Annotated in this window: 36 protein-coding genes; 1 reads left to right on the top strand and 35 read right to left on the bottom strand. The window is 36.3% G+C overall.

Features of this window, described 5'->3' with window-relative positions; all coding sequences use genetic code 11:
* Window positions 1-11 precede the first annotated feature (11 nt).
* The 30 genes from DW862_RS13635 to DW862_RS13495 form a co-directional block, all read right to left on the bottom strand.
* Window positions 12-263 carry a hypothetical protein gene (locus tag DW862_RS13635; RefSeq protein ID WP_008647747.1) on the bottom strand — a complete coding sequence of 84 codons (252 nt, stop codon included), beginning with the start codon at window positions 261-263 and terminating at the stop codon, window positions 12-14.
* Window positions 264-316: 53 nt separating this feature from the next.
* A complete protein-coding gene (locus DW862_RS13630) occupies window positions 317-1,015 on the bottom strand; it encodes a DUF1566 domain-containing protein (protein ID WP_120068811.1) in 699 nt (232 codons plus the stop codon).
* A 290-nt stretch (window positions 1,016-1,305) separates the two neighbouring features.
* Window positions 1,306-1,614: a helix-turn-helix domain-containing protein gene (locus DW862_RS13620; protein ID WP_117615068.1), complete on the bottom strand. Its 309-nt coding sequence runs from the start codon at window positions 1,612-1,614 to the stop codon at window positions 1,306-1,308.
* 310 nt (window positions 1,615-1,924) lie between these two features.
* Window positions 1,925-2,284, bottom strand: a complete 360-nt coding sequence (locus DW862_RS13610; protein ID WP_243636491.1) for a hypothetical protein — start codon at window positions 2,282-2,284, stop codon at window positions 1,925-1,927.
* A gap of 21 nt (window positions 2,285-2,305) precedes the next feature.
* On the bottom strand, window positions 2,306-3,451 hold the full coding sequence (locus DW862_RS13605) for a hypothetical protein (protein ID WP_243636490.1): 1,146 nt from the start codon (window positions 3,449-3,451) through the stop codon (window positions 2,306-2,308).
* A gap of 78 nt (window positions 3,452-3,529) precedes the next feature.
* On the bottom strand, window positions 3,530-4,519 hold the full coding sequence (locus DW862_RS13600; RefSeq protein WP_008768607.1) for a hypothetical protein: 990 nt from the start codon (window positions 4,517-4,519) through the stop codon (window positions 3,530-3,532).
* A gap of 34 nt (window positions 4,520-4,553) precedes the next feature.
* Window positions 4,554-5,012, bottom strand: coding sequence for a hypothetical protein (locus DW862_RS13595; RefSeq protein WP_008768606.1), 459 nt, complete (start codon window positions 5,010-5,012; stop codon window positions 4,554-4,556).
* A gap of 1,018 nt (window positions 5,013-6,030) precedes the next feature.
* Window positions 6,031-7,299 (bottom strand): RNA-directed DNA polymerase, encoded by a 1,269-nt coding sequence (locus DW862_RS13590; protein WP_117615065.1) that lies wholly within the window; start codon window positions 7,297-7,299, stop codon window positions 6,031-6,033.
* Window positions 7,296-7,619, bottom strand: coding sequence for a hypothetical protein (locus tag DW862_RS13585; protein WP_115484585.1), 324 nt, complete (start codon window positions 7,617-7,619; stop codon window positions 7,296-7,298). Before DW862_RS13585 ends, DW862_RS13590 begins: the two co-directional genes overlap by 4 nt.
* Window positions 7,609-8,211, bottom strand: a complete 603-nt coding sequence (locus DW862_RS13580; protein WP_115484584.1) for a hypothetical protein — start codon at window positions 8,209-8,211, stop codon at window positions 7,609-7,611. The genes DW862_RS13585 and DW862_RS13580 overlap by 11 nt, the downstream gene beginning before the upstream one ends.
* On the bottom strand, window positions 8,174-8,431 hold the full coding sequence (locus DW862_RS13575; protein WP_115484583.1) for a hypothetical protein: 258 nt from the start codon (window positions 8,429-8,431) through the stop codon (window positions 8,174-8,176). The genes DW862_RS13580 and DW862_RS13575 overlap by 38 nt, the downstream gene beginning before the upstream one ends.
* 5 nt (window positions 8,432-8,436) lie before the next feature.
* On the bottom strand, window positions 8,437-8,769 hold the full coding sequence (locus tag DW862_RS13570) for a hypothetical protein (RefSeq protein WP_243636489.1): 333 nt from the start codon (window positions 8,767-8,769) through the stop codon (window positions 8,437-8,439).
* A gap of 20 nt (window positions 8,770-8,789) precedes the next feature.
* Window positions 8,790-8,960, bottom strand: a complete 171-nt coding sequence (locus tag DW862_RS25935) for a hypothetical protein (RefSeq protein ID WP_165861918.1) — start codon at window positions 8,958-8,960, stop codon at window positions 8,790-8,792.
* Window positions 8,961-8,973: 13 nt separating this feature from the next.
* Complete coding sequence (locus tag DW862_RS13565) at window positions 8,974-9,222, bottom strand: hypothetical protein (RefSeq protein ID WP_004318162.1); 249 nt, start codon at window positions 9,220-9,222, stop codon at window positions 8,974-8,976.
* Between the two features lie 19 nt (window positions 9,223-9,241).
* Window positions 9,242-9,406, bottom strand: coding sequence for a hypothetical protein (locus DW862_RS25930; protein WP_165861917.1), 165 nt, complete (start codon window positions 9,404-9,406; stop codon window positions 9,242-9,244).
* Between the two features lie 12 nt (window positions 9,407-9,418).
* The gene (locus tag DW862_RS13560; RefSeq protein ID WP_133304324.1) at window positions 9,419-9,697 is read right to left on the bottom strand and encodes a hypothetical protein; all 279 of its coding nucleotides are present in this window, start codon (window positions 9,695-9,697) and stop codon (window positions 9,419-9,421) included.
* A 17-nt stretch (window positions 9,698-9,714) separates the two neighbouring features.
* A complete protein-coding gene (locus DW862_RS13555; protein ID WP_120068794.1) occupies window positions 9,715-9,924 on the bottom strand; it encodes a hypothetical protein in 210 nt (69 codons plus the stop codon).
* A 17-nt stretch (window positions 9,925-9,941) separates the two neighbouring features.
* Entirely contained in the window at window positions 9,942-10,643 is a 702-nt protein-coding gene (locus DW862_RS13550; RefSeq protein ID WP_120068791.1) for a hypothetical protein, read from the bottom strand.
* Between the two features lie 4 nt (window positions 10,644-10,647).
* Entirely contained in the window at window positions 10,648-11,112 is a 465-nt protein-coding gene (locus tag DW862_RS13545; protein ID WP_120068788.1) for a hypothetical protein, read from the bottom strand.
* A 4-nt stretch (window positions 11,113-11,116) separates the two neighbouring features.
* Window positions 11,117-11,350: a hypothetical protein gene (locus DW862_RS13540; RefSeq protein ID WP_128131928.1), complete on the bottom strand. Its 234-nt coding sequence runs from the start codon at window positions 11,348-11,350 to the stop codon at window positions 11,117-11,119.
* Window position 11,351: 1 nt separating this feature from the next.
* Window positions 11,352-11,729 carry a hypothetical protein gene (locus DW862_RS13535; RefSeq protein ID WP_008647778.1) on the bottom strand — a complete coding sequence of 126 codons (378 nt, stop codon included), beginning with the start codon at window positions 11,727-11,729 and terminating at the stop codon, window positions 11,352-11,354.
* 221 nt (window positions 11,730-11,950) lie between these two features.
* The gene (locus DW862_RS13530; RefSeq protein ID WP_008768596.1) at window positions 11,951-12,403 is read right to left on the bottom strand and encodes a hypothetical protein; all 453 of its coding nucleotides are present in this window, start codon (window positions 12,401-12,403) and stop codon (window positions 11,951-11,953) included.
* Window positions 12,400-12,717, bottom strand: coding sequence for a hypothetical protein (locus DW862_RS13525; protein ID WP_008647782.1), 318 nt, complete (start codon window positions 12,715-12,717; stop codon window positions 12,400-12,402). The genes DW862_RS13530 and DW862_RS13525 overlap by 4 nt, the downstream gene beginning before the upstream one ends.
* Before the next feature lie 12 nt (window positions 12,718-12,729).
* Window positions 12,730-13,407, bottom strand: coding sequence for a DUF4120 family protein (locus DW862_RS13520; RefSeq protein WP_032846450.1), 678 nt, complete (start codon window positions 13,405-13,407; stop codon window positions 12,730-12,732).
* Between the two features lie 11 nt (window positions 13,408-13,418).
* On the bottom strand, window positions 13,419-13,595 hold the full coding sequence (locus tag DW862_RS25925; RefSeq protein WP_008647785.1) for a hypothetical protein: 177 nt from the start codon (window positions 13,593-13,595) through the stop codon (window positions 13,419-13,421).
* Between the two features lie 2 nt (window positions 13,596-13,597).
* Window positions 13,598-13,861 carry a hypothetical protein gene (locus tag DW862_RS13515; RefSeq protein WP_032555573.1) on the bottom strand — a complete coding sequence of 88 codons (264 nt, stop codon included), beginning with the start codon at window positions 13,859-13,861 and terminating at the stop codon, window positions 13,598-13,600.
* A 13-nt stretch (window positions 13,862-13,874) separates the two neighbouring features.
* The gene (locus tag DW862_RS13510) at window positions 13,875-14,150 is read right to left on the bottom strand and encodes a hypothetical protein (RefSeq protein ID WP_008768594.1); all 276 of its coding nucleotides are present in this window, start codon (window positions 14,148-14,150) and stop codon (window positions 13,875-13,877) included.
* Window positions 14,147-14,401 carry a hypothetical protein gene (locus DW862_RS13505; protein WP_032846452.1) on the bottom strand — a complete coding sequence of 85 codons (255 nt, stop codon included), beginning with the start codon at window positions 14,399-14,401 and terminating at the stop codon, window positions 14,147-14,149. The genes DW862_RS13510 and DW862_RS13505 overlap by 4 nt, the downstream gene beginning before the upstream one ends.
* The gene (locus DW862_RS13500) at window positions 14,385-14,711 is read right to left on the bottom strand and encodes a hypothetical protein (protein ID WP_229119730.1); all 327 of its coding nucleotides are present in this window, start codon (window positions 14,709-14,711) and stop codon (window positions 14,385-14,387) included. Before DW862_RS13500 ends, DW862_RS13505 begins: the two co-directional genes overlap by 17 nt.
* Window positions 14,712-15,044: 333 nt before the next feature.
* Entirely contained in the window at window positions 15,045-15,737 is a 693-nt protein-coding gene (locus DW862_RS13495) for a J domain-containing protein (RefSeq protein ID WP_008768591.1), read from the bottom strand.
* Window positions 15,738-17,559: 1,822 nt separating this feature from the next.
* Here DW862_RS13495 and DW862_RS13490 point away from each other — a divergent pair.
* Window positions 17,560-18,474, top strand: coding sequence for a hypothetical protein (locus tag DW862_RS13490; protein ID WP_117513990.1), 915 nt, complete (start codon window positions 17,560-17,562; stop codon window positions 18,472-18,474).
* 45 nt (window positions 18,475-18,519) lie between these two features.
* On the opposite strand, the gene DW862_RS26365 is transcribed toward DW862_RS13490, so the two are convergent.
* From DW862_RS26365 to DW862_RS13455, 5 genes are all read right to left on the bottom strand, one after another.
* Window positions 18,520-20,625: a hypothetical protein gene (locus tag DW862_RS26365; RefSeq protein WP_243636488.1), complete on the bottom strand. Its 2,106-nt coding sequence runs from the start codon at window positions 20,623-20,625 to the stop codon at window positions 18,520-18,522.
* Window positions 20,622-20,810 carry a hypothetical protein gene (locus DW862_RS13475; protein WP_032846052.1) on the bottom strand — a complete coding sequence of 63 codons (189 nt, stop codon included), beginning with the start codon at window positions 20,808-20,810 and terminating at the stop codon, window positions 20,622-20,624. The genes DW862_RS26365 and DW862_RS13475 overlap by 4 nt, the downstream gene beginning before the upstream one ends.
* A 219-nt stretch (window positions 20,811-21,029) precedes the next feature.
* Window positions 21,030-21,764 (bottom strand): TIGR02757 family protein, encoded by a 735-nt coding sequence (locus DW862_RS13465; protein WP_120068779.1) that lies wholly within the window; start codon window positions 21,762-21,764, stop codon window positions 21,030-21,032.
* A complete protein-coding gene (locus DW862_RS13460; RefSeq protein WP_120068776.1) occupies window positions 21,742-22,074 on the bottom strand; it encodes a hypothetical protein in 333 nt (110 codons plus the stop codon). Before DW862_RS13460 ends, DW862_RS13465 begins: the two co-directional genes overlap by 23 nt.
* Window positions 22,071-22,493: a hypothetical protein gene (locus DW862_RS13455; protein WP_225720544.1), complete on the bottom strand. Its 423-nt coding sequence runs from the start codon at window positions 22,491-22,493 to the stop codon at window positions 22,071-22,073. Before DW862_RS13455 ends, DW862_RS13460 begins: the two co-directional genes overlap by 4 nt.
* Window positions 22,494-22,708: the final 215 nt, after the last annotated feature.

The raw sequence follows: 22,708 nt of genomic DNA, 5'->3' as shown, positions 1-22,708 counted from the left end.
AATTTTATATATTAGGACATATTTAGCGAATCTAACAATTGTTTTAAAGGTTGTTTGTCATCTTCACTCTTAGCTGTTAATAGTTTCACTTCTCCGTCAGCTAATTGATAAAATTCATCTTTTTCAGCATAGTTCATAGCTTTTATATACAATTCAAAAGCATCTTCAATAGACATGCCATCTGCCGAAATATTAGCTAACAATTCTCCCATACACACTTCGCTTTGTGCATATTGTCTTATAATCTTTTTAAATGTTTCCATGTGTCAAAAATATTCTGCCACCCATACCATATCAAATATGGGTGGCGATAATATTAAATAGTCAAGGTCTTAGTCAATTCGCCTTTATAACCACGTTCACGTAACATGTTTATAAGAGCTTCGTCACTATGCAGACAATCGTTACTTTTTGCCTCGCCTGTCAACAGGCTCGGCGAAGGCTGAAATGCTGCAACCGCTCTCACCATGCCACTGCCGTACTTGCCGTTGCCGCTGAAGTGGCCATTACTAAAGCCCACGTACCAGCTGCCGCTCTGACTGTACTCACTGCTACTCCAGACCCAGGTTTCATCAGAATCTTCTGTAGGAAGTAAACATTCATCGGGACATCCAATTTCTTTCATTGCTTTGTTTATCTCATCATGATATGCGCAAAGCACTCCTAGCTCCATCAAACAAGGCAAATACCACTGGAGGCCACCTTTTTGATAGTTCCAGCAGCGTTTGACGGCAGTCATTCCATCAATATCAGTTTGTGCTTCTACAATACGTTTGGTTAGATCAAGTCCGGAGAAAGTTTGCATAGCAACGGATTCATTCTGCTCTTCCGTTAAGATCCTATCAGTATTTCCCCATTGTTCTTGCCAAGTGTCAAACGCCAAAATACGGCTCATAAATTCTGTTGTTACGATAATGCCAATAGCATTAGTATAATTCATACCTCTTGCTCTGAAATCTGCGATTTCATACTGTTTCTTGTCGGCTCCTAAAACCGAAATAGAATACTTTTCCATACTTGTAAATTATTATTAATATTGATTTTAGAACCACACCAATAGCCTTGGAGTCTTCCAATAAAAATTGAATACTGGGAATATCTCTTTAAGTGTGGTGGTTATTTTTCCTGTAATATTTTTCACATGTCTAATTCGCAAATGATTAGCTGTTACGATATAGTCTATTCCTGGGTGTAAACCTATTTGCGAAAGAAGCGATTTCAAGAATATTTTTATATGTTGCTTTGCATCAGTAATTGAACGATAGTCGAAATCAATGTTAGCTACATACTTGATACGCTTGCGTTTCATTTATTTTTCAGCTTGTTATTAAATTTGATCTTTCCATTTCTGTATAAATCAATTTTCTTTTTTCGATACTTCCGTTTTAACTCTGTCCAATATTCTGTTGGATATTGTTTAGAGTGCTTGCGAACAGGAGGAGATAGTATAGATTGTATAAGCCGCTTACTAACATTGAACATAGCGGCCAGTCTTCTTTGGCTATATCCTTCACGGGCCAAAATCTGAATAGCCTGGCGTTGTTCTGGTGACAACTTAGCGCGACCATCAAATTTGGTTCCTGCCAACTTGATATTCTCAATTCTCAATGGCATATTTGTTACTGTTTTAATGTGAATAGATTTTATAGTTTTATATGGTGTGAATAGTTGTCCACTTTAACCATTGTTTAACACAAAAGGCTGCTCTATTTTGTTAGAACAGCCTTTGCTTTACAGACATCATTTTAACTATGGTCGATTGTACCTTAGTCCGTCTGTATGAATAAACCATTTTTTCAAACTTCCGTCTGGCTTCTGAACTTTCTCAATATCCACTGTTAACCAATGAATAGCTCCCTCACCGAACTTAATTTCCCTTTTGGTTGGGTGTCTCCAATAATCAATCGTCTTTTTATGCCCCATATTAATCATCGTTTATTGCCACTGATTTTACCTTGTCTGTAACAGGCATGTATTCAATAATATAAGAAAGATGTCCTGGAGAAATGTCATCCAATTCAATATTTATTTTATTTCCCCATCCATTATCATATACAGATAATTTAATAGAATTATTATTCAACCATACCTTATGTACAACAACATCCATAGGACCACCGTCTAAATTTACTAATATTATAGGCGGACTATATATCTGCTGTTCTATGTTATTGTCATCAATCCATGTAAATTCACCACCATGAGCTTTCAATGCTAATCGTAATTCATCAGCTTCTTTCTTTCTAATTTCATTATACATAGCATAAAAGTTGGTATGTTTCATATACTCCATGATAATTCAATTTTATGATCTACAAACACAGATATATTCCCCAGCAATCTTATATTCTTCATGCCGTCCATCCCAAGAATTAAGTACCGAGCACCAACCATCCTCATTTATGATTGAATCCAACCAATCACTCAATGAATCAGTAGTTCTTTGAGCCGCCACAGATTCACGCCATAAATACGCGTATTCATCATCATTATGTACTATATCATTAGCTATATTGGTCAGTTCATCTTCCGTGCCAATATAATAATCAATACCATTTGCACAGTATAGTTGTTCACCATAGGAACATTCTTCAAATGTATCATTCAAATCACCGAATGTACATCCCAAATGTACTCCCAAAGCTACGAAGCGTTTTGCTTCATCTTCGTCACATTCACGTAAATCCATTACTTGCTGGATGATTTCTTTTGTGGCAATAAACCCTTCTTTCCCCATGTCAAAAACCGCTTCCAGTTCTTCTGTTAACGCAGTTTCTTCTTCTTCAACAAGGTCACAAATATTATTTATGATCCCTTCAATATTATCTGGAAGCGGACTGTATAACCAGCCATTACCATATTTATATCCATTATCTACATATAAGCCTTTTATAGCAAGAAAGAAACATTTTACGTTGTAGTCTGAAGATGTATGGAAGCATTTGTTTGACAATCCAAGGATATATTGAATGGGATTATTCCTCATTTTCTCATAAAGCACATTTCTCACCTGTATTATAGCCGCGTCACTAATATTAAAATTCTTAACAAGAATCTGAAAAGAAATATCATCAAACTGTTCACGGTAATGTTCATTATATGTTTTAAACAACTCCACAAAGTAATTGTAGTCGTTAACATATTGCTCACCGTTTAAATATTCATCTTGACGAACTGTACCGCCAGACATACCACCTAGATGATATTTGTTCCAAAATTCCAAAAGTTTCTTTTGTCCTTCTGTACGAGGATTTATATGATCGTAGCATTGCCCAGCACTCATACCACCAGCCCCACATACCGAAACGCTGAAACTTTGTTTAAATTTTTGCAATGTTTCACGGTTTATACGAGTAGATTCTTCTTTATAAACCTCAAAATCTACAGTCCAACTGTTTTTATTTTGGTCCCGAAATTGGACGGAACGTTTGAATATTATATCGTTTCTCATAATCAATCTTTCTAATTTTATTTTCATAAACCAGAGGAAATGTACCTAAACTGGTTTATGAAAACTGCCTTGATTAAGTTATTTACGCCATTCCTTCATTTTAGCAACCACATCAATGTTGTTGTCATCCAGCGTTTTCTTCAACATACCAATCAAACGCCAACCTTCTCTATTCTCGTACAACTTTGCCTTCTTATTCAAAAAAGCAAGGGACGCGTTTTTACTTAATGTTTTTCCATTGTCATCAATGATAACGCAATTATGAAAACGAATCATGTTCTGCATTGTAAAGAACGCTCCAGCTCCTTTGTAAGCATCTAGCCATGCTGCATTTTGAGGAGTACCCCAATGCATTTTGATACGCCTTTTATTGAACTCCTGCACCGAATGCCAAAGTTCATAAGTGTTTTCGGCATGTTGTATTTTATGTACTGCAAACAACAATGGCTTGATTACTTTTTTATCAAAATCATCAACGAAAATGTTTTGACCGTTGATACGTTTATACGGTACCCCTTTACATTTTCTCAATTTCAACTTCTCAAATCTCTTTTTGAGTTTCTCGATATAGTCTTTTGCCATATCTAATACCACTCTTTTGTTGAACCAGCGATTTCGATCTCTGAAATTATCGACATCACCATTCTGCATCATTTTGTGCTGGGCGTACAACTCGTTATTTAGCATCTTCCACTGATATTCATATCCCATATTACGAATCACCTCTGAAACTCCAATTGGCTTATAAGCACCGTGGGTATTGGTAGTTATATAAATTATGCGGAACATCTGTGCCATTACCCAACGTCTGAATAATTGCCGATTAGGAATTGTGCCTTGAATTATAATGGCCTGGAAGATTGGATCATCTTCTTCCAAGATACTAATGACACCATCTCTTTTTGAGGCTATAAACTCCAAACCATCTGCACTTTGCATTGCAAAAAGCTCACTAACATCAACACCAGCTTTCTTTAGAGCTTCAATACGCTCCTTAGCTTTGGTTTGATTAGCTGTAAGCGTAAACTCGGTACCACACTCAGGACATTCAAATTTTAACTGTTTCATAACTTATTAATAATTTAATTTTTAGTCTGATTATTTATTTCTCTACTGTAACCCAGTTTTTGAGAATTACTAAATCTCTATCTTTGTTGCTTTGCCAAAACCATTTACCCATTTTATTAGCATCCCAACCTATACCCAATATTATTTGACAGAGAATGTATAATTCCAATTCGACTTGTGCTATATCTCGACCAACTCCAAACAACATGTCTTCATCCTCCAAATCTTTATCAGACAAAGCCTTAAAGTATTTTCGGCTTTTACATTCACTCATTGTTGATGGAATAGAATGTTTATATCGAGTATATAAATGCTCTACATTAGACAGAAACTCATCAAGAGAAGCGCATAATTCCACACCTAAGTCTCCCTCATACTGCGAATTCTGTATAATATATTGGCCATTAAGTTTGAAACTTCGTGTTTTAAAATCTACTTTAAACTTGGTTCCGTTCTCTACAGCCTGTATTGATTCTTGATAAATATTTTTCATAATGTTTACTTTTGATTTTATACTCAAACCTTTGACACATTTCTTTAAAAGCCTGATATTAACATCCAGAATACGCCGGAATATAGGTTTATAAAACCGTAGATGCCGGCGTAATTGTCGGATAGTTGTTAAACGCAAGGTTCTTGTATAAATGAAAGTTGTGTTACTTATAAAACAGCCCCCATTTAGCGTGACACATGTCTATATGCTTATGATATATACTGTATCAAGTAATGCCCGCGTAATCCTAGGTCATACATAGGATGACCGTCATCACGCGGGCATCATATCTTGTCCAGTATGTTAAATTACTAAATCCCAGACTGTAAACTTTGTGTTAAGTAATAAGTTGTAATTCTCAAAATATTGGCACATTTCTATACTTATTCGATTTAAAGCTGGTGTGATCAGGAACGGACCAGGACAATTAGTACTCGGCCCTTCCTGATATATAACCAGCTATATAAATGATATTTCTTGAATTACATTTCTGTGCTAAATAGTTATCCTCATAATACTGATACATTACTTTACCCAATAGATGTAATCCGGTTGGATTATCCTGGACCCGACAGATATAATCTTCGGTTCCAGGATATAATTTCTACCGGAGTAGTGAAAATATATTCCTTGGATAACTTCGATGTATTTCGCTTATTTTACAAGTCCTCAAATGAATGGCACATCACTTTACTCTCATGATAATTATAAATATGACCTGATCGAGAACCTGAGGTGAGAGGCTATGCAGCCTTGTAACCTCCGGTGAACGATCAATAGTTCATACTTTAGAATATGAAATTTTCTTCTTGAACTTGCCTGCTGTGCTGCTTTATAAACCCTCATAACAATCGACACATTTCTTTATCTTCATTGATATAATCCAGATGATTATATGGTACCCGGAGTAGATACTGAAGGATGTAATCCTTCAAGGATAGAATCGGGGTACCTAATATATAATCTGGATATTAAACACTTGTTCCTCGGATTCATTTACTGTGTGTTCAGATTGTAGTTACAATATTGCCACTAAAGTATTGTACGCTGCTCTTCTGGTCAAAATAGCATTCTGCATACAACCTATTGTCAAATAACCTTCAATTTCTTTACTCTTAGATTTATTTCGATTAGCCTTTACGTTCCGACCAATACCTCTAACAACACAACCATCCGGCTTATCCTTAACATAGCCAAGGCCACCAACTTTATGTTTCCCAGTTTCAACGGCTCTAAGGCAATCCATTACGAATTTATTCAATTCATTAATATCAACCCGAACATTACATACTGGAAGGGTCTGAGTCGCCCAACTATATTCTCCATTGCCTTTATATAAATATCGGTTAACCGAATCCACAGCCTTCTTCAACGTAATACCACGTTTTCTGATGGTTCTTGATTCTATTTCTTTCTGGAAGGTTTTAAGACGATTGGGAGAGAAAGAAATCATACTTCCCTTAATGCTGAAACCTAGAAATTTGAACCACTTGTCCATAGTCAGGTACTCTACTTTCTTGGGATTCAAATTCATTGATTTTTCGGCCAATCTCTTTTGTAAAATGGTCATAGCCTTTTCATAGTCCGGACCAACGAACAACATATCATCCGAATACCTTACGTAAAACCCATTCAATTGGGACAGTTCATCATCCAAGCTATATAGCAACACGTTGGCTAACCAGCTTGCTACTGCGCATCCTTGTTTAAGTGATTGATATTTCTCATGCAGTTCGTTGTTCTCATCGAAATACAATCCGCAATGATAGTATTTTCTTAATACATCAATTAACACAGAGTGACCATACTTAGCTTCCACCTTATCAAAAGCTGCGTCAATAAACCGGATAGGAACAGTGTCGAAATATTTACTTAAATCAGATTTCCAGCCCACATAACCATCACTTTTCATGTCAACAATTGTGTGACTTACTTCCAGAACCACTTTACCGCAACCAATACCGACCTGATAAGATTTACAAGCAGGATGAATCATCTCTGGCATTAAATCAAATAGCAAATCATTCGCGATGCTTAGGATTATACGATCAATAGGTTCGTTGACATATACAGTACGAAACTCTCCGTTATCCTTCGGAATTTGTGCAATATGTGGTGGTGTTATTTGATATTTACCATTCAACATAGCTTCTGCCATACGAATTCTGGTTGGTTCTTCTGTCAGTTTGATAAGTTCGCTCTTCCGAATATCCTTCAGAACGCCTTTCTCAATTGCTTTTGTCCATCTATTAATGTCGAAGAACATTGTAAGAATCTTATCTTTCATTTTATATCTCCTTTCTTTTTGAGTTGTTCCTTATATCTCCTGTGCTCACGAATTGTTGCTGCCCATTCTGCTTTTGTAGGTTTGTATCGCCCTTCTGCTTTACGCTGTTTTAAACTCTCTTTATTTTTCAAATATTTGTCTGGGCAACAAATAAATTGAATAAGACGCTTGCTCACTCCAAATATTTTAGCAAGTTTAGAGTAACTGATTAATTGCTTTTCTCTCAACCATTTTATATATTCTTTTTGGTCTGGAGTGAGCTTTATTCGTCTATCATATTTGGTTCCAGCGATACGAATCTTTTCTGATTTATACGGCATCGTTTTGAGGAAACATTAAATCATCGTGCAGGTTATTGAGACACCGTTCATCAAACCAACGCCAGACATCGAACTTTGGTGTTCCGGCTGGGAAGTTGAGGAAGTCTTCTTCAATCTCATCATCATTGTTTACCGGAATATCCCCAAACATTTCCCATAATTCTGAAAGGGTGCATAATTCTACATGCTCTTCACAAATATTACACCAGCAATCTTCTTCCTCAACTGAATCATTATAGCTGATTTCATCTGTGTTTGGATTTACCCATGCTCTTTCTTCAACATTATTACTTCCACATTTGGGGCAATACAATGTGTCTAATGACCTTATCCCCTTCTTTTTAAACACTATGTCAAACTGTTTGAGATTTGAAAGTTCGGTGAGAACCATTTCTGTAATAAAGGCTCTCATCTTATTAATCTGTTCATCTGATGATATTCCCCATATATTAGCCGCAGCTTGTACTGCATTTTGCATGGAAAAACAGATTTGAGTCCAATCATCATACTCTTTTTTATCTTCGAGGATTTCATGGATTAGCGTTTTCGCTTTCTCAATGTATTCTTGATTGAATGATTTTGATGTTTTCATATCCTATTGTATTAAGTTCTTCTAACAATGACCGATATTCTTGTTCAGTAGCTAAAGGCCAATTTTTCAGAATGTCAGGAGAGCAGCCGGCGTGTTGTCCGATGTGCATATAGCTTGTCAATTTAGTTTTGGACCTATCCCAAAATTCATTCACAAATACAGCACATATTTCTCCTTCTTCTGGAGATTTTACGAAAGTTATTTTTATTTCATTTTTCATACATATCAATTATTGTTATACCATTCTATTTCAGCATCATTTGCTTCACGATACAGCATATATACACCACCAATAGTTGAGTTGTAAATAAGGGTGTATTCATCCTTTTGATGTACGGAATCAGTGCCATTATTCACCCACCTTGGTTCTTCGCTGCGAATATCATCGTCAGTCCATTCATCACTATCCCATTGCTTCAGATAATCAATAACAGCTTCTCCATTCGCATCGGTAAAAACAGTTCCAGACCCTTTACCATCGTACAGTTTATCACATTCGTCCAGCATATCTCCGTACTGGACATCAATTACAATTCTATAAAGCTTTCGATTTTCCATTGAACTTAAATGCGGCATAACTATCTTTTCTTATTGCGTTTACGATCTCTTCTTATTTGTTTCTTATTGCGCCCACTTTTAGTGGACGAACCTTTATATGCAGGAGGAACCCGTCTCCACGGAGTCGATTTCTCTTCATAGTCTTCTACTCTCTCAAAATAGACGGTAGGTGGATTTTCAAATAATATCATATTCATTCTTTATTTAATCTCTTGCATCAGCCATTTTTCGGCCTTTAGCTGTTGCTGAATAGATATTCGGTTTATCACCTTTGAAACATTTAGTCTTTATCCATTCATATCTTTCAGCTTCCCGGAGATAAAATAATATTCCGTATTCAGATGTATTTTTCAACCAATCTAATTTCTTGATTTGCTCAAATGTCATAGGGCCGCCATATACAAGCGACGATGTTAACATCTGAACTCTTTCTTTCAATGAATATTCACTCATATCTATTCTGTTTTGAGGGCTATTTAATTTCTCCTATTTCATATTTCTGTTTACCGAAGTAAAATCCAAAACATAGCCATTCAAACTCAAATTCATGGTTGTGTAAATTGATATTTATTGCCGGCAACAATGCCCAAAACTGAACATCAAAGTCAATATCTATTTTAAAAGTCCTTCTATTCATATCTTATTTATTTTATACTATTAATATTGTCCTTTTTTCTATACGAAGTAAGTTGTGATTTGTGTCAGGGGCAAGCCATACAAGATACCATTCCCCTTTTATAAATCCTTTCCACATTTTACCTTCGTATCTTCCTGTAGGTATTGAAGTCGAATATTCTTTCAGCCCCTTAAACGTTTGTTCGCTCATAAGTGCATGGGTATCGTCCAATTCAATAAATCTTCTGTGAGGTTGTTGCCAATGTTTCCCTAATGGATCAGTAATTGGCGGTATTATCTGTTCTCCGTTCATTTCTTGACCACTTAAAATTACCAAATCCTGATATCATAGTCTCTAAAATAATCTTCCAGTTCTTTTAGTCCTTCCAAACTGTGCAGTCCACCCTCGCCAACTACTTCAATATCAACAGATATTTCATAGTCTGTTTTAATACTTACCTTTGAGTTATTGAAAGTTTTTCTCACGTATTCTAAAATGCTCGAAGAATCAGTACCATTTTTTACTATATTGAGTACCATTGTTTTTTGAATTTTAATTATGCAACATCATCTAACGGTCCACTATAAACTCTTCCATCCATATAATACAACCTGTCCTCATACTGGTTGTTATGTAATTCCTCCCGGATTGCATTTTCATCATTGGCCCAATACTCATATTCTTCATGCCAGCATTTGAAAAAACTGTCGTAGCATTGTTCTATTAAGTCTGTGAGCGAAAAGTTGTCCGGATAACTGCACCAAGTTTTATAATATTTAATGATAGGTTCAAGCAAGTAATAATCGTAACACATACCAGTTAGTGGACAATCCTCTAAAGATTTAATAACCCTACTTCGTCTATGCTTATAAGTGCGTTTCCCGTCTATACACTCACCTGAAGTTGAATAATATTGGCCATGCGTAATGTATGGCATAATATTATTATTGATATATCGGAACAGTAACTTCCCACACAAATCCTCTGCGTAAATGTCATTATCACAATTAACTGGACATTCAAAAATTGGGTTATAACTACATTTAAAATTAAAATCGTATCCGCTATAGTTAACACTCCAACTATATGATTGGGTGTTTGTCAATTTCTCGAAAGCTCTTAGAGACGTTACATAATCCGAACCATAACCCTCCATGCACTGCTCCATTATATTCCAGCGTTCACGCTCAATAATTTCCTTTTGTACCTCATCCGACAATTCATCAAAAGTGTACAGTTGCAATGTTATTGTTTTCATTGATTTAAGATTGTTGGTTTTCAAACTCCATATAAAGGAACTCTGATATATTTGACTGGAAATTATAGGATATTCCCCATGTTCCAAAAGTTTCAAAGAACCAGTCAGCAAGAAAGTCCCGGTCCTCGTTAGCTTGTTCGCTGTCTTCACCGGCATCTAATCTAGCGATCATAGCATTTACAAGAGGCGTATCGTATGTAACCTCTCCATAAATATGATAAGGGTAGTCATAATCAATGTTATTGAAATTACCACAAATCCTGTGGTCTGGATTATGCAAGTATTTCTTCATATCAGAATTAAATTGCCAAGCCATTACATTGCTGTAATCTTCCAGATACTCATCCGAAAAGTTCTCCATGATAAAATCTTTATTTTCATCATCAACCATGCTTTCACGTGCATCTTTGAGAATTTGACAAAGGCGTGTCGCCATATTGTCAATATTTATATACTTCTTTTCTTCCATTTTACTACTTTATTTGAAGTTGAAGATTATCATTACCATAAGAATACATCATTACAGAAGCTCCACAAGGAGCATTTTTACCAGCATGGAAACATCTCACACCTATTTCACGAAGTTTCTGAAAAGCATCAAATGATTGATTTTCGTTTGGAAAATGCAAATCAATAGAACTACCAATATCTACATGCTGTACCTGCAAGGATACTTTGTTTTTGTGATTTAAGACTATTACATCCATATTATTCATCGTTTTCTTGTTCACGTCTATATTGTCTGTATCTATCGTATGCTTTAAATGTCTCTGCTATAGTTTCAGAGAGATCATCAAATTTTAGAGGAGTAATTTTTGCAAAATATGCAATCCCTTTAGTTGTATAACAACAATTTGTTACAAGTCTATCTGGAGTGCCAAACAAACCACGAACTTTAAATCGGTCATCTGATCTTACTTGGAAATGTTCTGACAACACCTTCAATGTTTCATTACCAGCTTTGACTGCTTCTTCCAAAGTATCAAATATACCTATGGCAATTGTCTTACTACAAGAAGTAGCTGGGCAGCTACCTATCGGTCTGTCATGATAACGAAATTCTATTTCTAACAATTCCTTTTGCATATTTCCTTTTGTTTTTATTATCGAATAGTTTTTTGATGGTGTCCATAGTTGTCCACTTTTTGAATATTAACTCGCTTTAACTTTAAAGGAAAAGGCGCAACCAGAACAATAACATTCTGATCGCGCCACCCTTCAAACAAAAACATGTCGAACAACACACATGGAAACAACAAATATATGTAGTGTTCCGGGAATCGAACCCGGATTTCTACCATAACACTTTACTCGTGCTTACGATACTCTTTCACTTGTTCAATATCATCCATATTGTTCCACCAATTTGAAAAGTCATAGTAAACAAGATCTTCATCAAATTCTTCTTCCCCATTTTCATCTGTAGAAATATAGTCTTCTCTGTCAAGGCTGGCTATATCAATCATATCTTCGGTGTCTGTGATACCGTCAAACCAATCTTGCGCTTCTTTCACATCATCTTCACTAACTCCTGCATCAAAATGTTCTCCATCCTTGTATCCAAGCCAGTCTGCAATTGTATCAAAGTCAAACCAAAAGAAATTATTTATGTCATCATCGGTCCAACCACTTTCAGGAGCAGCACTCTCCATTATGGATTCAATTTTATCCAGTTGTTCATCGGTACAGTTCTTTGCCCGATCCTCACCCCCACTCCAAAATTTGAAATCTCGAAGTGAAATTTCTGATATAACTTTCATAGTTCGTTTGCTTTTAAAAGTTCCTTAGCAACTCTTCCTACCCGCAGCAAGTATTCATTCCAGACTCTCCCATCAGAGATTCTGTTCTGAACAACAGCACTATAACCGCATTTAATATTCAATTCTCTCACATCATAAGGGGAAACAAGCATACCTCCATGTTGTGCCAAGTTATAATCCGGTTCTTTAGGAAATGATTTTATATACCTCTTAATAATTTGAATACTCTCTTGCTTATCCTTTCCTTTGGATAACAATAGTTTCTCAATACTATTCATAACAGCATTGAGATTAGGATTTACTGAATACTTCATATTACAACTGTTTTATGTATGAATACTCCAACGTCTTTCAGTCGCATTTGGGGACATAATTATCCCGCCGCAAATTTTGCGTTCGCCATTTACCACCTCAGAGAATCCAAAGCTATTTTTCGCAAAATCACCATATATTTCAATATGTTGGTTAACGGCAAATCTCACCCATTTTTGTAGACTTTTCAAGCAATCTTCAAAACTTGAATCTTGCAATTCCGAAGCAATATTCTTGACCTCTTTTACACGCTCTGATATTTCTGGGGACATTTTTAATTCCAATGGTTTGTTTATGGCTGCATACTCTTCAGGGTATTGAATGGAAAGTTGATGTATCCGGCTTCCCCAAATATTATTGAATATTGAAATAACCTTATCCTTGGATACTTTCTGAAGCTGTGCTCCATCCCAATAAAAATACTTATTATAGTCCAAATCGTCCCAATAAACAATACTTGCGATAATAGCATGAGAATCTTTCATAATTGCAAACCGGTTACTTTCTGACGAAAAAAGACTTTCTACACTGGGGCCAATAAAACACAAATGTGTTCCGTGTGTGCGCACTAACCAAAAAAATGGCTCATTGGTCTTTTCAAGAGTTTTCAAATCATACTTCTCGAAATCAGAGATGCACAATTTAGTATCGTATAACTCTTTGCGCATTTGTTCAATAATTTCTGGTATCATACTTCTTTATTTTAATTTTCACTTTTTATCAATCTTCCAGTATAACCACGGTATTCAAGCAATGTCACAATAAGATGATCTGGCACATCTCTCAAACGTCTGTAATTTTCCGTTAACACTTCAAGCAGATATTCCTCATCTTGTCCCTGCAAAAGATTAGTCAATTCCCAGCCATAACTTGTGTACATACCTATATATTTACTACTTTGGAATAACGTAATTCTCCAGTGTATCCACGTCTACGCAATTCAGCAAACAACATGTTGTCATCAAAGTCAGACATTTTCAGAGTAGCTTTTACTCCTTGTTGAGTTATGCCCCCACTGGATTTGCGTCTTCTTTCTTTGTCACACTTCTTACAATAGTTTGCCAACCCATCTTTGGTTGCCTTGTTCTTAGAAAAATTTGATTTGGGCAAACTCTGACCACATTCTTTACACACTTTTGTTTCCATTATTGTCTTGATATTAATTGTTCTCTTCAGGATGGAGTTTCAAATACTCGGTAAGTTCACAGTCATATATTTGTTCCTTAGCAATTTCAGAAACAAGGGAATCTCCTTTAGTCTCCCAGAATTTCACCAACAAATCAATATTGGCGCATTCTGGGTGCTCTGTAATTATGCGCTCTCGGATTTCTTTTGGGATGCTATCAACTACATCGCACACATAATTCAAGCGGCAGGCTTTTAATGTTAGTATAACAATAACACATCCCACGATTACTTTGAATATCTTTTTCATTTGATACGTTTTTTACCGCTGTACATTTCCAGTGCACGCTCTACGAGTAAGTTCTGATTCCTGTCATCCAAATTGGCAAAAAATTCTTCTACCGCTCCATAATGACCATTTTGACTATTATATTCACGCCACTTGTTCCATAAATGTCTCCATCCACATTCGGCTTTTTCAAAAGCAACAGCACATTCGTGCTCATCCCAGCAATTCCACATATAGTAGAAGAAACTGGCTATATCATTCTTTTTTACCATTATCTTTCACATCAATCATTATAAACTTGAAATATTTCCAACTCTCCAATACAATACTATATTGCTTCTCATCCTCTAGTTGGTACATGGTACCATCTTTCAATGTTAGGAAGTAAGTGTTTCCATCTATCCTCACAGTCTTCTCCACGCGCTGTATGTTTCCTGTAAATACTCGTATAGTTTTGGCATTTATCGCAATACAGGAAAACAACAGGTATATAACTACCAAGATTCTATAAAATTTACTACCAATTGCAGTAGCTACTTTGATATACTTTTTCCGCTTATATACCACAACATACTTCTTCATAGATTTACGCTTTAAATAAATCATACACAGTTTTCCGTTTCACGGTAACATTTTGAGATTTAGGCAAATAGAATGTCATACTTGCACAAGAGGTAGAAATAACTTTTACGCTCGTTCTTTGGATTCTTGCTCGTTTCATGCTTTATATTTTAAAGGTTTACAATCAGACACAAAAATGGCACGCACTCAAAAGTACATGCCACAATTAAAGTGGGTAACAAAGACTCGCACTTCTTGCACGCTACGCTTCCACGTTCATTTTACCCATAAAAATAGCACGCCTGTATTCACCTTCAGACGTGCTATGTATGTTATGACTTACCAGTTCTTTATTTATGCAGCCATTCGCGCATCATATTCCGCACGCTTTTGAGCATTTCCCAGAACTTCCCATGCTGCATTTACCTCTTGCATCTTTTCATTGGAACCACCGGCATCAGGATGAGCAGATTTAGCAGCTTGTTTGTATGCAGCTTTAATTTCCGCTTCCGTAGCATCATGCTTCACACCCAAGATTTCATAATAGTCAGCAGCTTTTGCGGCTACTTCTTCAAAGTTCAAACGGAATTTCAGAGCATCGAAAGACGCTTTTGTAGCAGCATGGATTTTCTTCTTAAAATCACGCGCTGCACAATCCAGGTCTTTCTTTGTAGGCACCAAACCAATACGGCTCCATACACTTCCCTCAACATCCCACTTCTTTGACACTTTGCAATCACTTGTACGCACTATGATTTCAGCCGGTGTACCGCTACGCAATTTGGATGCAATACCACCATTATCTTCACGCAGCCCAGCTTCCACCGCTTTCACAGTCCAGAACGTAGCTACCACATTCTTCCACACGCGGAAAATCTCGTCCTGTGTCTTATCCTTTGGCGTGTATTCATCACCGGCAAAATTCAGTCCTGAATAATGCGTTTCTCCGTCACGGTTTACACTCTTATACACCAAAGTTACGCCTACCAACTCGTTTGCGTTCAAGTTCTCAAATTGTACACTGTTATACCTACTAATTGTTCCCATGATTACTGTTTTTTAGGAATTTTCTGCAATAGCGCATTGTAGGCAATCGGGGAATCGAACCCCGACCTACCAAAATAGGAACGCACCACCGAAAACGTTTACACGCTTTCGATTGCGTTAAAGCCCAATCAGAGCATACTGGACATTCACCTATCCAGCACACTCTATGTACAACTTTTTGCCCGTCACTAACAGCGCAACGGAGCCGTGCGCCCTGTGTATGAGTGCTCACCAACTGCAACCAAACCGATTGAATTGCAGCTTTTTACATACGCTTTCGCCTATGTGGTAGGTAATTTCCATCGTTACCGTTAAAGCACACTTTTGGCATACACTTTTTCACTGTTAGGGCTGCGTTGCGTTGGTGATTACATATATACGCAAGGGCATATATCTTTCTCAGTTCGCATTAGGGGCAGATTTTCACACCTTTGTGTAAACATCCGTTTTTCGGTATGCAGTCGGCAACTGGGCACAACTATGGCACAAAGTTTACACTTTTCCCTTTTTCCTCACGTCCACACTGGCGAGGGTATAATTTATGCACATTCTAGGCATACTACGCGCTTGTTACGTACAACTTGCTAAACTCATAACGCTATCACAGCGGTTGCGTAGTTTTAACGTATGGACACACCTGGGGCTAACGACGGTTTGCATAACCCTCTTTAATAACTGAGCATTACAGTCAGGTGCATTCTTTCCCCGTTCACAAAACATCCCGTTTTATGTCTGGGCGTGCGCTTTTGCTTTCGCTTTCGCACTCCTTTTGCTTTTATGTACTACTTTCTTTTGTCCGTTTCTTACTTCTTGTTTTTACGGTTATTAATTACGTTTATTATCTCGTATCTGTTTGCGGTTTTCGCTTTTTGTAGGTTTACAGATAAAACCAAAACGGAAAGTAAACACTTTATCAAGTAGCCGTTATCTTAACTTGACGTTGCAAAGATATAACGCCTATTTGATATACACAAATAAAACTGCAAAAACTTTTGTTTTAAAGCTAAAATAATTTGTAAACAATTGATTTTCAACAACATACAAACACGCAACAAAGAAGATTGTTTATAAACAATTGATAATCAATAAAATAAGTATCCCAACACACGCGCGTGTGTGCGTGGTTATTTATTAGGGCAAATCGTGACACACATACACACATGCGCACACATATACGCGCGTAAGATGTTGTTACCTGGATGCAAAAAGGAACGGGAACAAATCACATACACAAAAGGGTAAATTTGTAATAATTTCAAAAGAGTATCAAAAACAAAAGAATAGGCAAAACAAAGAACAAAAGCACATTTGTTTCACTTTTGTATATTAGTGAAACAATATAATTAACTGATTTACAGCAATATGGCAATAAAAAATATAAAAAAAAGAAGGCAGAGCCGGTCAATTATGGAGCGAATACCGTATATATAATCCGACCTGATTTTTCAATCTCGTTTTTTCAAAAGTCGATCATAGTACAAAAAGCCAATTCTCTTCCAGACCACGTTATTCAATACAATAAAATTATCTCCAATTTCTAACATCAATTTTATAATATATCGAATCTGGAAGTAGAGATTTCGTAATTATCCCAGCATCAATTTATTAACTTTATTTTTTATAATACAGAGAAATAATTATTTTCCAATATATTCAAATTGACAACGATATAAAAATTCAATATATAAGTTTTCTGATTTTTTTCAGCCACCTATTTTTTCAGTCTCGTTTTGTGGTAATTAAGCTAAATTTTTATATCCAAATTGATGTTTATCAAAAAATCATATTACATTTGCCTAACAATTGATTATTTTATCCAAATATGAAAACTAAAAAACAAGTAGAGCATTTTCTAAGAAAAAGAAAATATAAGTCTGAAATTGATTTTAAAGGAATCAGTTCTTATTGCAAAACAGAATATAATATTAAGCTGCATGTACCTTCCAGTTATTCAGACGATCCTGAATCTCTCGATTACGCTACATTTGCCAACTGGTTTGACAAAGGATTTGGAGCTGGAGATGCAGTAAAATGGAACGATTCTATAGGTTTGGTACAAGAAGGGAATGTGAATACAGTTTTAATATGCCTTAGAATTGACGGAAACACGCCTAATTTCGACAAAATAACAATTCCTGTAGACATTATAACCCCAGCCGGAGAAAATGCTTTAAATCGCCTCTATTTAGTTTTAGATGAAAATGGCCAGGAATTTGGCAACCCATTTTTCGTAATAAGCGATAAATATATTCCCAAATCATGTGATTTAGTATGCTTCCATAATCATAAAACTGGTCAAGAAGGATATGGGGTAGTAAGACTTGTAGATAAATCCTCTGGAGACATTGTTATGTATTGCTATGTTATCAAAGGGGAACCAGTTAAATACAGCATGAACGAGTATTTGGGAAAAATAGATGATTTTTCGTTCACAACTTTCAAGCCAGCGGATTATCAAAGAAAGGCTCTGGATGTAGAATTAGCTAAGGTCGGTAAAACATGGAATCATTTTCTAAAACGAATTGAGCCTTTGAACATGAAAGTAGCTACAGGAGAACGATACTGGTATATTACGGATAAGATGCAAGTTACTTCAGATGTGGAAAAAGGAACTGTAACAAGCAATAAACGTTATCTGGCAGGCAATTATTTTCGAAGAGAGAAAGATGCGATTAGAATACTGTCTGAAGAAATAGAAATTAGAAGAAACTTTTTAGCCGAACCCGAAATAAGATAATCAAGTCCGGCTAAGGAAAAGGATTCTGGAAGGTGGCAAAAGACTTCATGGTTGTTCTGCCATCTTTTTGTTATAAAGCTCCTCCACATCACTTGCCTGATTTACCTGCACGTTATAGCTTATAATCTTACCAACTGACAACTGTTGAGGATGAAGTTTAACTGTATTTTTTTGAGGAAGCTCTTTCCATAGGGTTCTCAAATCTTCTACAGGCACCTTCGATTCGTTCGAGAAACGTTTAAGCAAATCTTCATAAGCAGCTTTCGTCACTTCTGATGGACGAGGTTGCTGATTACTTTCCCGTTCTTTCACAAACTCAATCATAAGCCATATTGCATACTCGGCGTCCGTCAACATATTCGTATCTTTTTCGGCGACTTGCCGGAGAGATTCAAGAAATATCAATCTGGAGGTTCGGTCCTCTACTCCTTTTCGTTTAATTTTTCTGGAAGATGAGGGAGATTGATTGATGTTTTTAATTTTACTGGGAGTCACATAACATACAGGTTCTCCATTTTGCATCTTAACATCGAATCCAAAAATATTCTTCATGTCTTGTTCTGAAAGAGAGAAATCAGGATTGATAGTTTTTAAATCATTCCAAGCACGGTAAAGAATATCTTTGAAATATTCAACTGGAATGTAATTATCTGGAGAGTCTTCATCATATTGCAAATATCCCCAAACTTCTCTTATTGCCATATCAAAATCATTATCGGCAAAATCTGGAAGGTTAATGATGGTTTCAAAATCAGAAGAAGAAAGATCTGGAAAAGATAAGTCACGAGAATTGAACCATTCCAAAATCTTCATATCAGTTTCTTTATTAAACTCACTTCGTTCGTTATGATTCTCTTTATTCTCTATATTATCTATATATATCTTATTCTGTTGTTCAATATGAGCGGACCCTCGTTCAATATGAACACACCCTCGCTCATATTGAGCGCACCCTCGTTCATATTGAGCGGACCCCTGTTCATATTGAACGAGGTTAGATTGCTCTTTGACTACATTTTCTGATAGTTTTTCTATGTCTTCACCTTTTTCTTCGTCTATTAGCGAGGGTGTGTTCATATTGAGCGAGGGTGTGTTCATATTGAGCGAGGGTGTGTTCATATTGAGCGAGGGTGTGTTCATATTGAGCGAGGGTGTGTTCATATTGAGCGAGGGTGTGTTCATATTGAGCGAGGGTGTGTTCATATTGAGCGAGGGTGTGTTCATATTGAGCGAGGGTGTGTTCATATTGAGCGAGGGTGTGTTCATATTGAGCGAGGGTGTGTTCATATTGAGCGAGGGTGTGTTCATATTGAGCGAGGGTGTGTTCATATTGAGCGAGGGTGTGTTCATATTGAGCGAGGGTGTGTTCATATTGAGCGAGGGTGTGTTCATATTGAGCGAGGGTGTGTTCATATTGAGCGAGGGTGTGTTCATATTGAGCGAGGGTGTGTTCATATTGAGCGAGGGTGTGTTCATATTGAGCGAGGGTGTGTTCATATTGAGCGAGGGTGTGTTCATATTGAGCGAGGGTGTGTTCATATTGAGCGAGGGTGTGTTCATATTGAGCGAGGGTGTGTTCATATTGAGCGAGGGTGTGTTCATATTGAGCGAGGGTGTGTTCATATTGAGCGAGGGTGTGTTCATATTGAGCGAGGGTGTGTTCATATTGAGCGAGGGTGTGTTCATATTGAGCGAGGGTGTGTTCATATTGAGCGAGGTGTGTGGATATTGACGAACGACATCGTTCAATATGGTCAATGGAATCGCTGAAATTGGACGTACCTCGCTATTTAAGCACAAGCCTCGCAGATATACCCATCCTTTATCTGATATTTGAGAACTTACTTTATGTATTGCTCGTATCTCACTCCAATTTACATAGAATGTGCAAAGTGCCCCTTTATTTTGAGAACAGCTGATAAGATTAAGTTGCTTCAAGGTATCTATTGCCCGGCGTACTGAACTAATAGAAGTTCCCATGACGTCAGCTAGTTCTTTGTTGGATATGGCGCATGTTGTCTTATCTCCATCCGTATAGCCTCTTCGTAACAGATGAAATAAAATCATAAAGCCATCACTGGATGTTAATGTTGCCATTGCGTATGGGATGCACTTCCAGTGGTTATCGAATTTCTCGGAAAACGTACTCATTTACTTGTATCATCTTTTATATAAAAACTAATAATCTGCCCTTTAACCATCTGTTTGGTAAGACGGAAACCTATTTGTTTTGCAAATCGTCCTATGCGTTGATTATTGGGTGCATACGGAAATCTTTCAGCATAACATGTTCTCATATCTTCTACAGAAACCCTGTTTTTATTTTCTATATCCATACTTTTATTAAATTAGTTCGTTATACATCTATTTATTATTTCTCTTCGTTTTGACTTGGCATATTATTTTGTTGGCACAAGTTAAGTTGATTTTGGCTCAACAATTCATCGCATGTCCGTTTAAAAGGACAATCTTTACAAGCTGTATTCTGTGCAACCACAATGGTTATAGCCGCGATTGAGACAAGCGACAATACAATTAAAAGAATAACAATCATTTTATTTCAAGTTTTTTGTCATTAATATAAAATCATATTTTAATGGATCCTCTGCATCCCATTGGCGATAAACATGAGTGAGTTCCATAACAGCCTTCCAGCTTTCTTTAGGATAAGATATAATCCCCATACGTTGTGCTTGCTGCGCAACATGGGTATCCATAACAGCGTATAGTTTTTTAGGTTTGATTAAGTCAGTCTGCCATACTCCTAAATCTATTTCATCTTTACGAACCATCCAACGCAATAGCATATTAATACGTTTACAAGCAGAGTTACGATATGGACTTCCAAGACGGGCCGGTTCACACCAATTACATAGCGTGAGTAATAAATCATCAAGTGAAATGGGATGTTTTTTTAAATATTCCTGAATAGAATCGTGTTTACTGTAGAAGCATCTTAATTGATGACACACCTCTTTAAATATTTTTCCTGTAAGAGTACGGTAAATACTACATTCGTCCGGAATATCATAAAAATCACCCAATTTAATATATTTACCTGGCTCCCATCCACATACGTTCATCAACTTCTCTGCACAATATATTATATGACTACGTTGTCCCCATGAAACCATAGCCGTTAATATTGCACAAACCTCAATATCCGCTGTAGTTCTCCCAGAAAGATTCCGTATTTGGTGTACTATTTGAATAGGATCATTTGAGATAAACGCTTTATGGTCAAACTGATTCCACATTCGTTCCATCTCATTTTTTAATGTATGTATCATTATTATCCGCTTTTAAATTGTTACGATAAAAAGTTATCATATCAGCTATAATATTAGTTGCTACTTTGGCTTGTTGTGCCATTTCATAATTTTCCGATTTTACTAAGTTTTCATTCCAGCACCATATATCATATCTGATTTTCCATAAAATCATTTCATTGGCATCATTCGTAAATTGAGAGTGAGATAACATTAGCTTCTGAAGATAATATATCTCTTGAAGAGTTTTGTATTGCTTAGATAGTTTACGAAGTGCATAAATGGCAATGGCAAACAATATTAAGCATAGTATAAAAATTGCATATATCATATTTTTAATTCGTTTATATTTATAAATGAAGGACAGTTTTCATCGCCAATAGTATGATTGGCCGGAATCTTATTGAAAGGTCCATCTCGTTCGCAAGATAAATTATATCTAAGACAATTATAGCGATCCCAACATCCTTTAGCCTGACACTTATGAGGGTCGTTAGATAATTTGGTATAAGTTATCAATGATAGGAAATTGGCAGTATCTGGCAATTGTTTTCTAAAATGTTCTGGGATTTCACCTTGATGCCATATATTATTGGATTTGATTAATGTTCCATCAAATCGCCGAATATAAAACTCTTTGCCTTCAGAACCTTTAATAACGTTATTGGGTCGTTTTACAAATGGATATACAATATAATAATGAGAACCAATAACTTCATTACCTATATCCGGATGAGCTATTTTATCCATCCAGAAAGCACATTTAGAACAGACATTTCGTTTACTCATAATACGCAAAATATCTCCCGGAGGATTACATTCATCCAGGTTCTCCAGCGTATTACATAATTCACAAGTAATGATGATGGGTGGGGATACAGACAGTCCCCTCTTTTGTTGTATAAACATGGTCAATTTTATTTATCCAATTATGGAGTAAAGATAGGGGCACATGTCGTGCAAAT

The organism is Bacteroides sp. AM37-9, assembly GCF_003603455.1.
GTDB lineage: Bacteria > Bacteroidota > Bacteroidia > Bacteroidales > Bacteroidaceae > Bacteroides > Bacteroides xylanisolvens.
The sequence above is the reverse complement of the archived record's forward strand: the minus strand, read 5'-3'. Positions and strand labels throughout refer to the sequence as shown.

Excerpts from the sequence above, each read along its gene's own strand:
- DW862_RS13580 (WP_115484584.1), bottom strand. The coding sequence starts at position 8,211 with ATGAAAACATCAAAATCATTCAATCAAGAATACATTGAGAAAGCGAAA.
- DW862_RS13475 (WP_032846052.1), bottom strand. The coding sequence starts at position 20,810 with ATGGATATAGAAAATAAAAACAGGGTTTCTGTAGAAGATATGAGAACA.
- DW862_RS13460 (WP_120068776.1), bottom strand. The coding sequence starts at position 22,074 with ATGATATATGCAATTTTTATACTATGCTTAATATTGTTTGCCATTGCC.
- DW862_RS13455 (WP_225720544.1), bottom strand. The coding sequence starts at position 22,493 with ATGGATAAAATAGCTCATCCGGATATAGGTAATGAAGTTATTGGTTCT.
- DW862_RS13635 (WP_008647747.1), bottom strand. The coding sequence starts at position 263 with ATGGAAACATTTAAAAAGATTATAAGACAATATGCACAAAGCGAAGTG.
- DW862_RS13545 (WP_120068788.1), bottom strand. The coding sequence starts at position 11,112 with ATGGAAGAAAAGAAGTATATAAATATTGACAATATGGCGACACGCCTT.
- DW862_RS25930 (WP_165861917.1), bottom strand. The coding sequence starts at position 9,406 with ATGAATAGAAGGACTTTTAAAATAGATATTGACTTTGATGTTCAGTTT.
- DW862_RS13540 (WP_128131928.1), bottom strand. The coding sequence starts at position 11,350 with ATGGATGTAATAGTCTTAAATCACAAAAACAAAGTATCCTTGCAGGTA.
- DW862_RS13505 (WP_032846452.1), bottom strand. The coding sequence starts at position 14,401 with ATGGTAAAAAAGAATGATATAGCCAGTTTCTTCTACTATATGTGGAAT.
- DW862_RS25935 (WP_165861918.1), bottom strand. The coding sequence starts at position 8,960 with ATGATATTATTTGAAAATCCACCTACCGTCTATTTTGAGAGAGTAGAA.
- DW862_RS13535 (WP_008647778.1), bottom strand. The coding sequence starts at position 11,729 with ATGCAAAAGGAATTGTTAGAAATAGAATTTCGTTATCATGACAGACCG.
- DW862_RS13590 (WP_117615065.1), bottom strand. The coding sequence starts at position 7,299 with ATGAAAGATAAGATTCTTACAATGTTCTTCGACATTAATAGATGGACA.
- DW862_RS13525 (WP_008647782.1), bottom strand. The coding sequence starts at position 12,717 with ATGAAGTATTCAGTAAATCCTAATCTCAATGCTGTTATGAATAGTATT.
- DW862_RS13565 (WP_004318162.1), bottom strand. The coding sequence starts at position 9,222 with ATGAGTGAATATTCATTGAAAGAAAGAGTTCAGATGTTAACATCGTCG.
- DW862_RS13610 (WP_243636491.1), bottom strand. The coding sequence starts at position 2,284 with ATGAAACATACCAACTTTTATGCTATGTATAATGAAATTAGAAAGAAA.
- DW862_RS13495 (WP_008768591.1), bottom strand. The coding sequence starts at position 15,737 with ATGGGAACAATTAGTAGGTATAACAGTGTACAATTTGAGAACTTGAAC.
- DW862_RS13555 (WP_120068794.1), bottom strand. The coding sequence starts at position 9,924 with ATGGTACTCAATATAGTAAAAAATGGTACTGATTCTTCGAGCATTTTA.
- DW862_RS13600 (WP_008768607.1), bottom strand. The coding sequence starts at position 4,519 with ATGAAACAGTTAAAATTTGAATGTCCTGAGTGTGGTACCGAGTTTACG.
- DW862_RS13620 (WP_117615068.1), bottom strand. The coding sequence starts at position 1,614 with ATGCCATTGAGAATTGAGAATATCAAGTTGGCAGGAACCAAATTTGAT.
- DW862_RS13630 (WP_120068811.1), bottom strand. The coding sequence starts at position 1,015 with ATGGAAAAGTATTCTATTTCGGTTTTAGGAGCCGACAAGAAACAGTAT.
- DW862_RS13595 (WP_008768606.1), bottom strand. The coding sequence starts at position 5,012 with ATGAAAAATATTTATCAAGAATCAATACAGGCTGTAGAGAACGGAACC.
- DW862_RS13570 (WP_243636489.1), bottom strand. The coding sequence starts at position 8,769 with ATGGAAAATCGAAAGCTTTATAGAATTGTAATTGATGTCCAGTACGGA.
- DW862_RS13560 (WP_133304324.1), bottom strand. The coding sequence starts at position 9,697 with ATGAACGGAGAACAGATAATACCGCCAATTACTGATCCATTAGGGAAA.
- DW862_RS13515 (WP_032555573.1), bottom strand. The coding sequence starts at position 13,861 with ATGGAAACAAAAGTGTGTAAAGAATGTGGTCAGAGTTTGCCCAAATCA.
- DW862_RS13500 (WP_229119730.1), bottom strand. The coding sequence starts at position 14,711 with ATGAAGAAGTATGTTGTGGTATATAAGCGGAAAAAGTATATCAAAGTA.
- DW862_RS13510 (WP_008768594.1), bottom strand. The coding sequence starts at position 14,150 with ATGAAAAAGATATTCAAAGTAATCGTGGGATGTGTTATTGTTATACTA.
- DW862_RS26365 (WP_243636488.1), bottom strand. The coding sequence starts at position 20,625 with ATGAGTACGTTTTCCGAGAAATTCGATAACCACTGGAAGTGCATCCCA.
- DW862_RS13530 (WP_008768596.1), bottom strand. The coding sequence starts at position 12,403 with ATGAAAGTTATATCAGAAATTTCACTTCGAGATTTCAAATTTTGGAGT.
- DW862_RS13605 (WP_243636490.1), bottom strand. The coding sequence starts at position 3,451 with ATGAGAAACGATATAATATTCAAACGTTCCGTCCAATTTCGGGACCAA.
- DW862_RS25925 (WP_008647785.1), bottom strand. The coding sequence starts at position 13,595 with ATGTACACAAGTTATGGCTGGGAATTGACTAATCTTTTGCAGGGACAA.
- DW862_RS13520 (WP_032846450.1), bottom strand. The coding sequence starts at position 13,407 with ATGATACCAGAAATTATTGAACAAATGCGCAAAGAGTTATACGATACT.
- DW862_RS13490 (WP_117513990.1), top strand. The coding sequence starts at position 17,560 with ATGAAAACTAAAAAACAAGTAGAGCATTTTCTAAGAAAAAGAAAATAT.
- DW862_RS13550 (WP_120068791.1), bottom strand. The coding sequence starts at position 10,643 with ATGAAAACAATAACATTGCAACTGTACACTTTTGATGAATTGTCGGAT.
- DW862_RS13575 (WP_115484583.1), bottom strand. The coding sequence starts at position 8,431 with ATGAAAAATGAAATAAAAATAACTTTCGTAAAATCTCCAGAAGAAGGA.
- DW862_RS13465 (WP_120068779.1), bottom strand. The coding sequence starts at position 21,764 with ATGATACATACATTAAAAAATGAGATGGAACGAATGTGGAATCAGTTT.
- DW862_RS13585 (WP_115484585.1), bottom strand. The coding sequence starts at position 7,619 with ATGCCGTATAAATCAGAAAAGATTCGTATCGCTGGAACCAAATATGAT.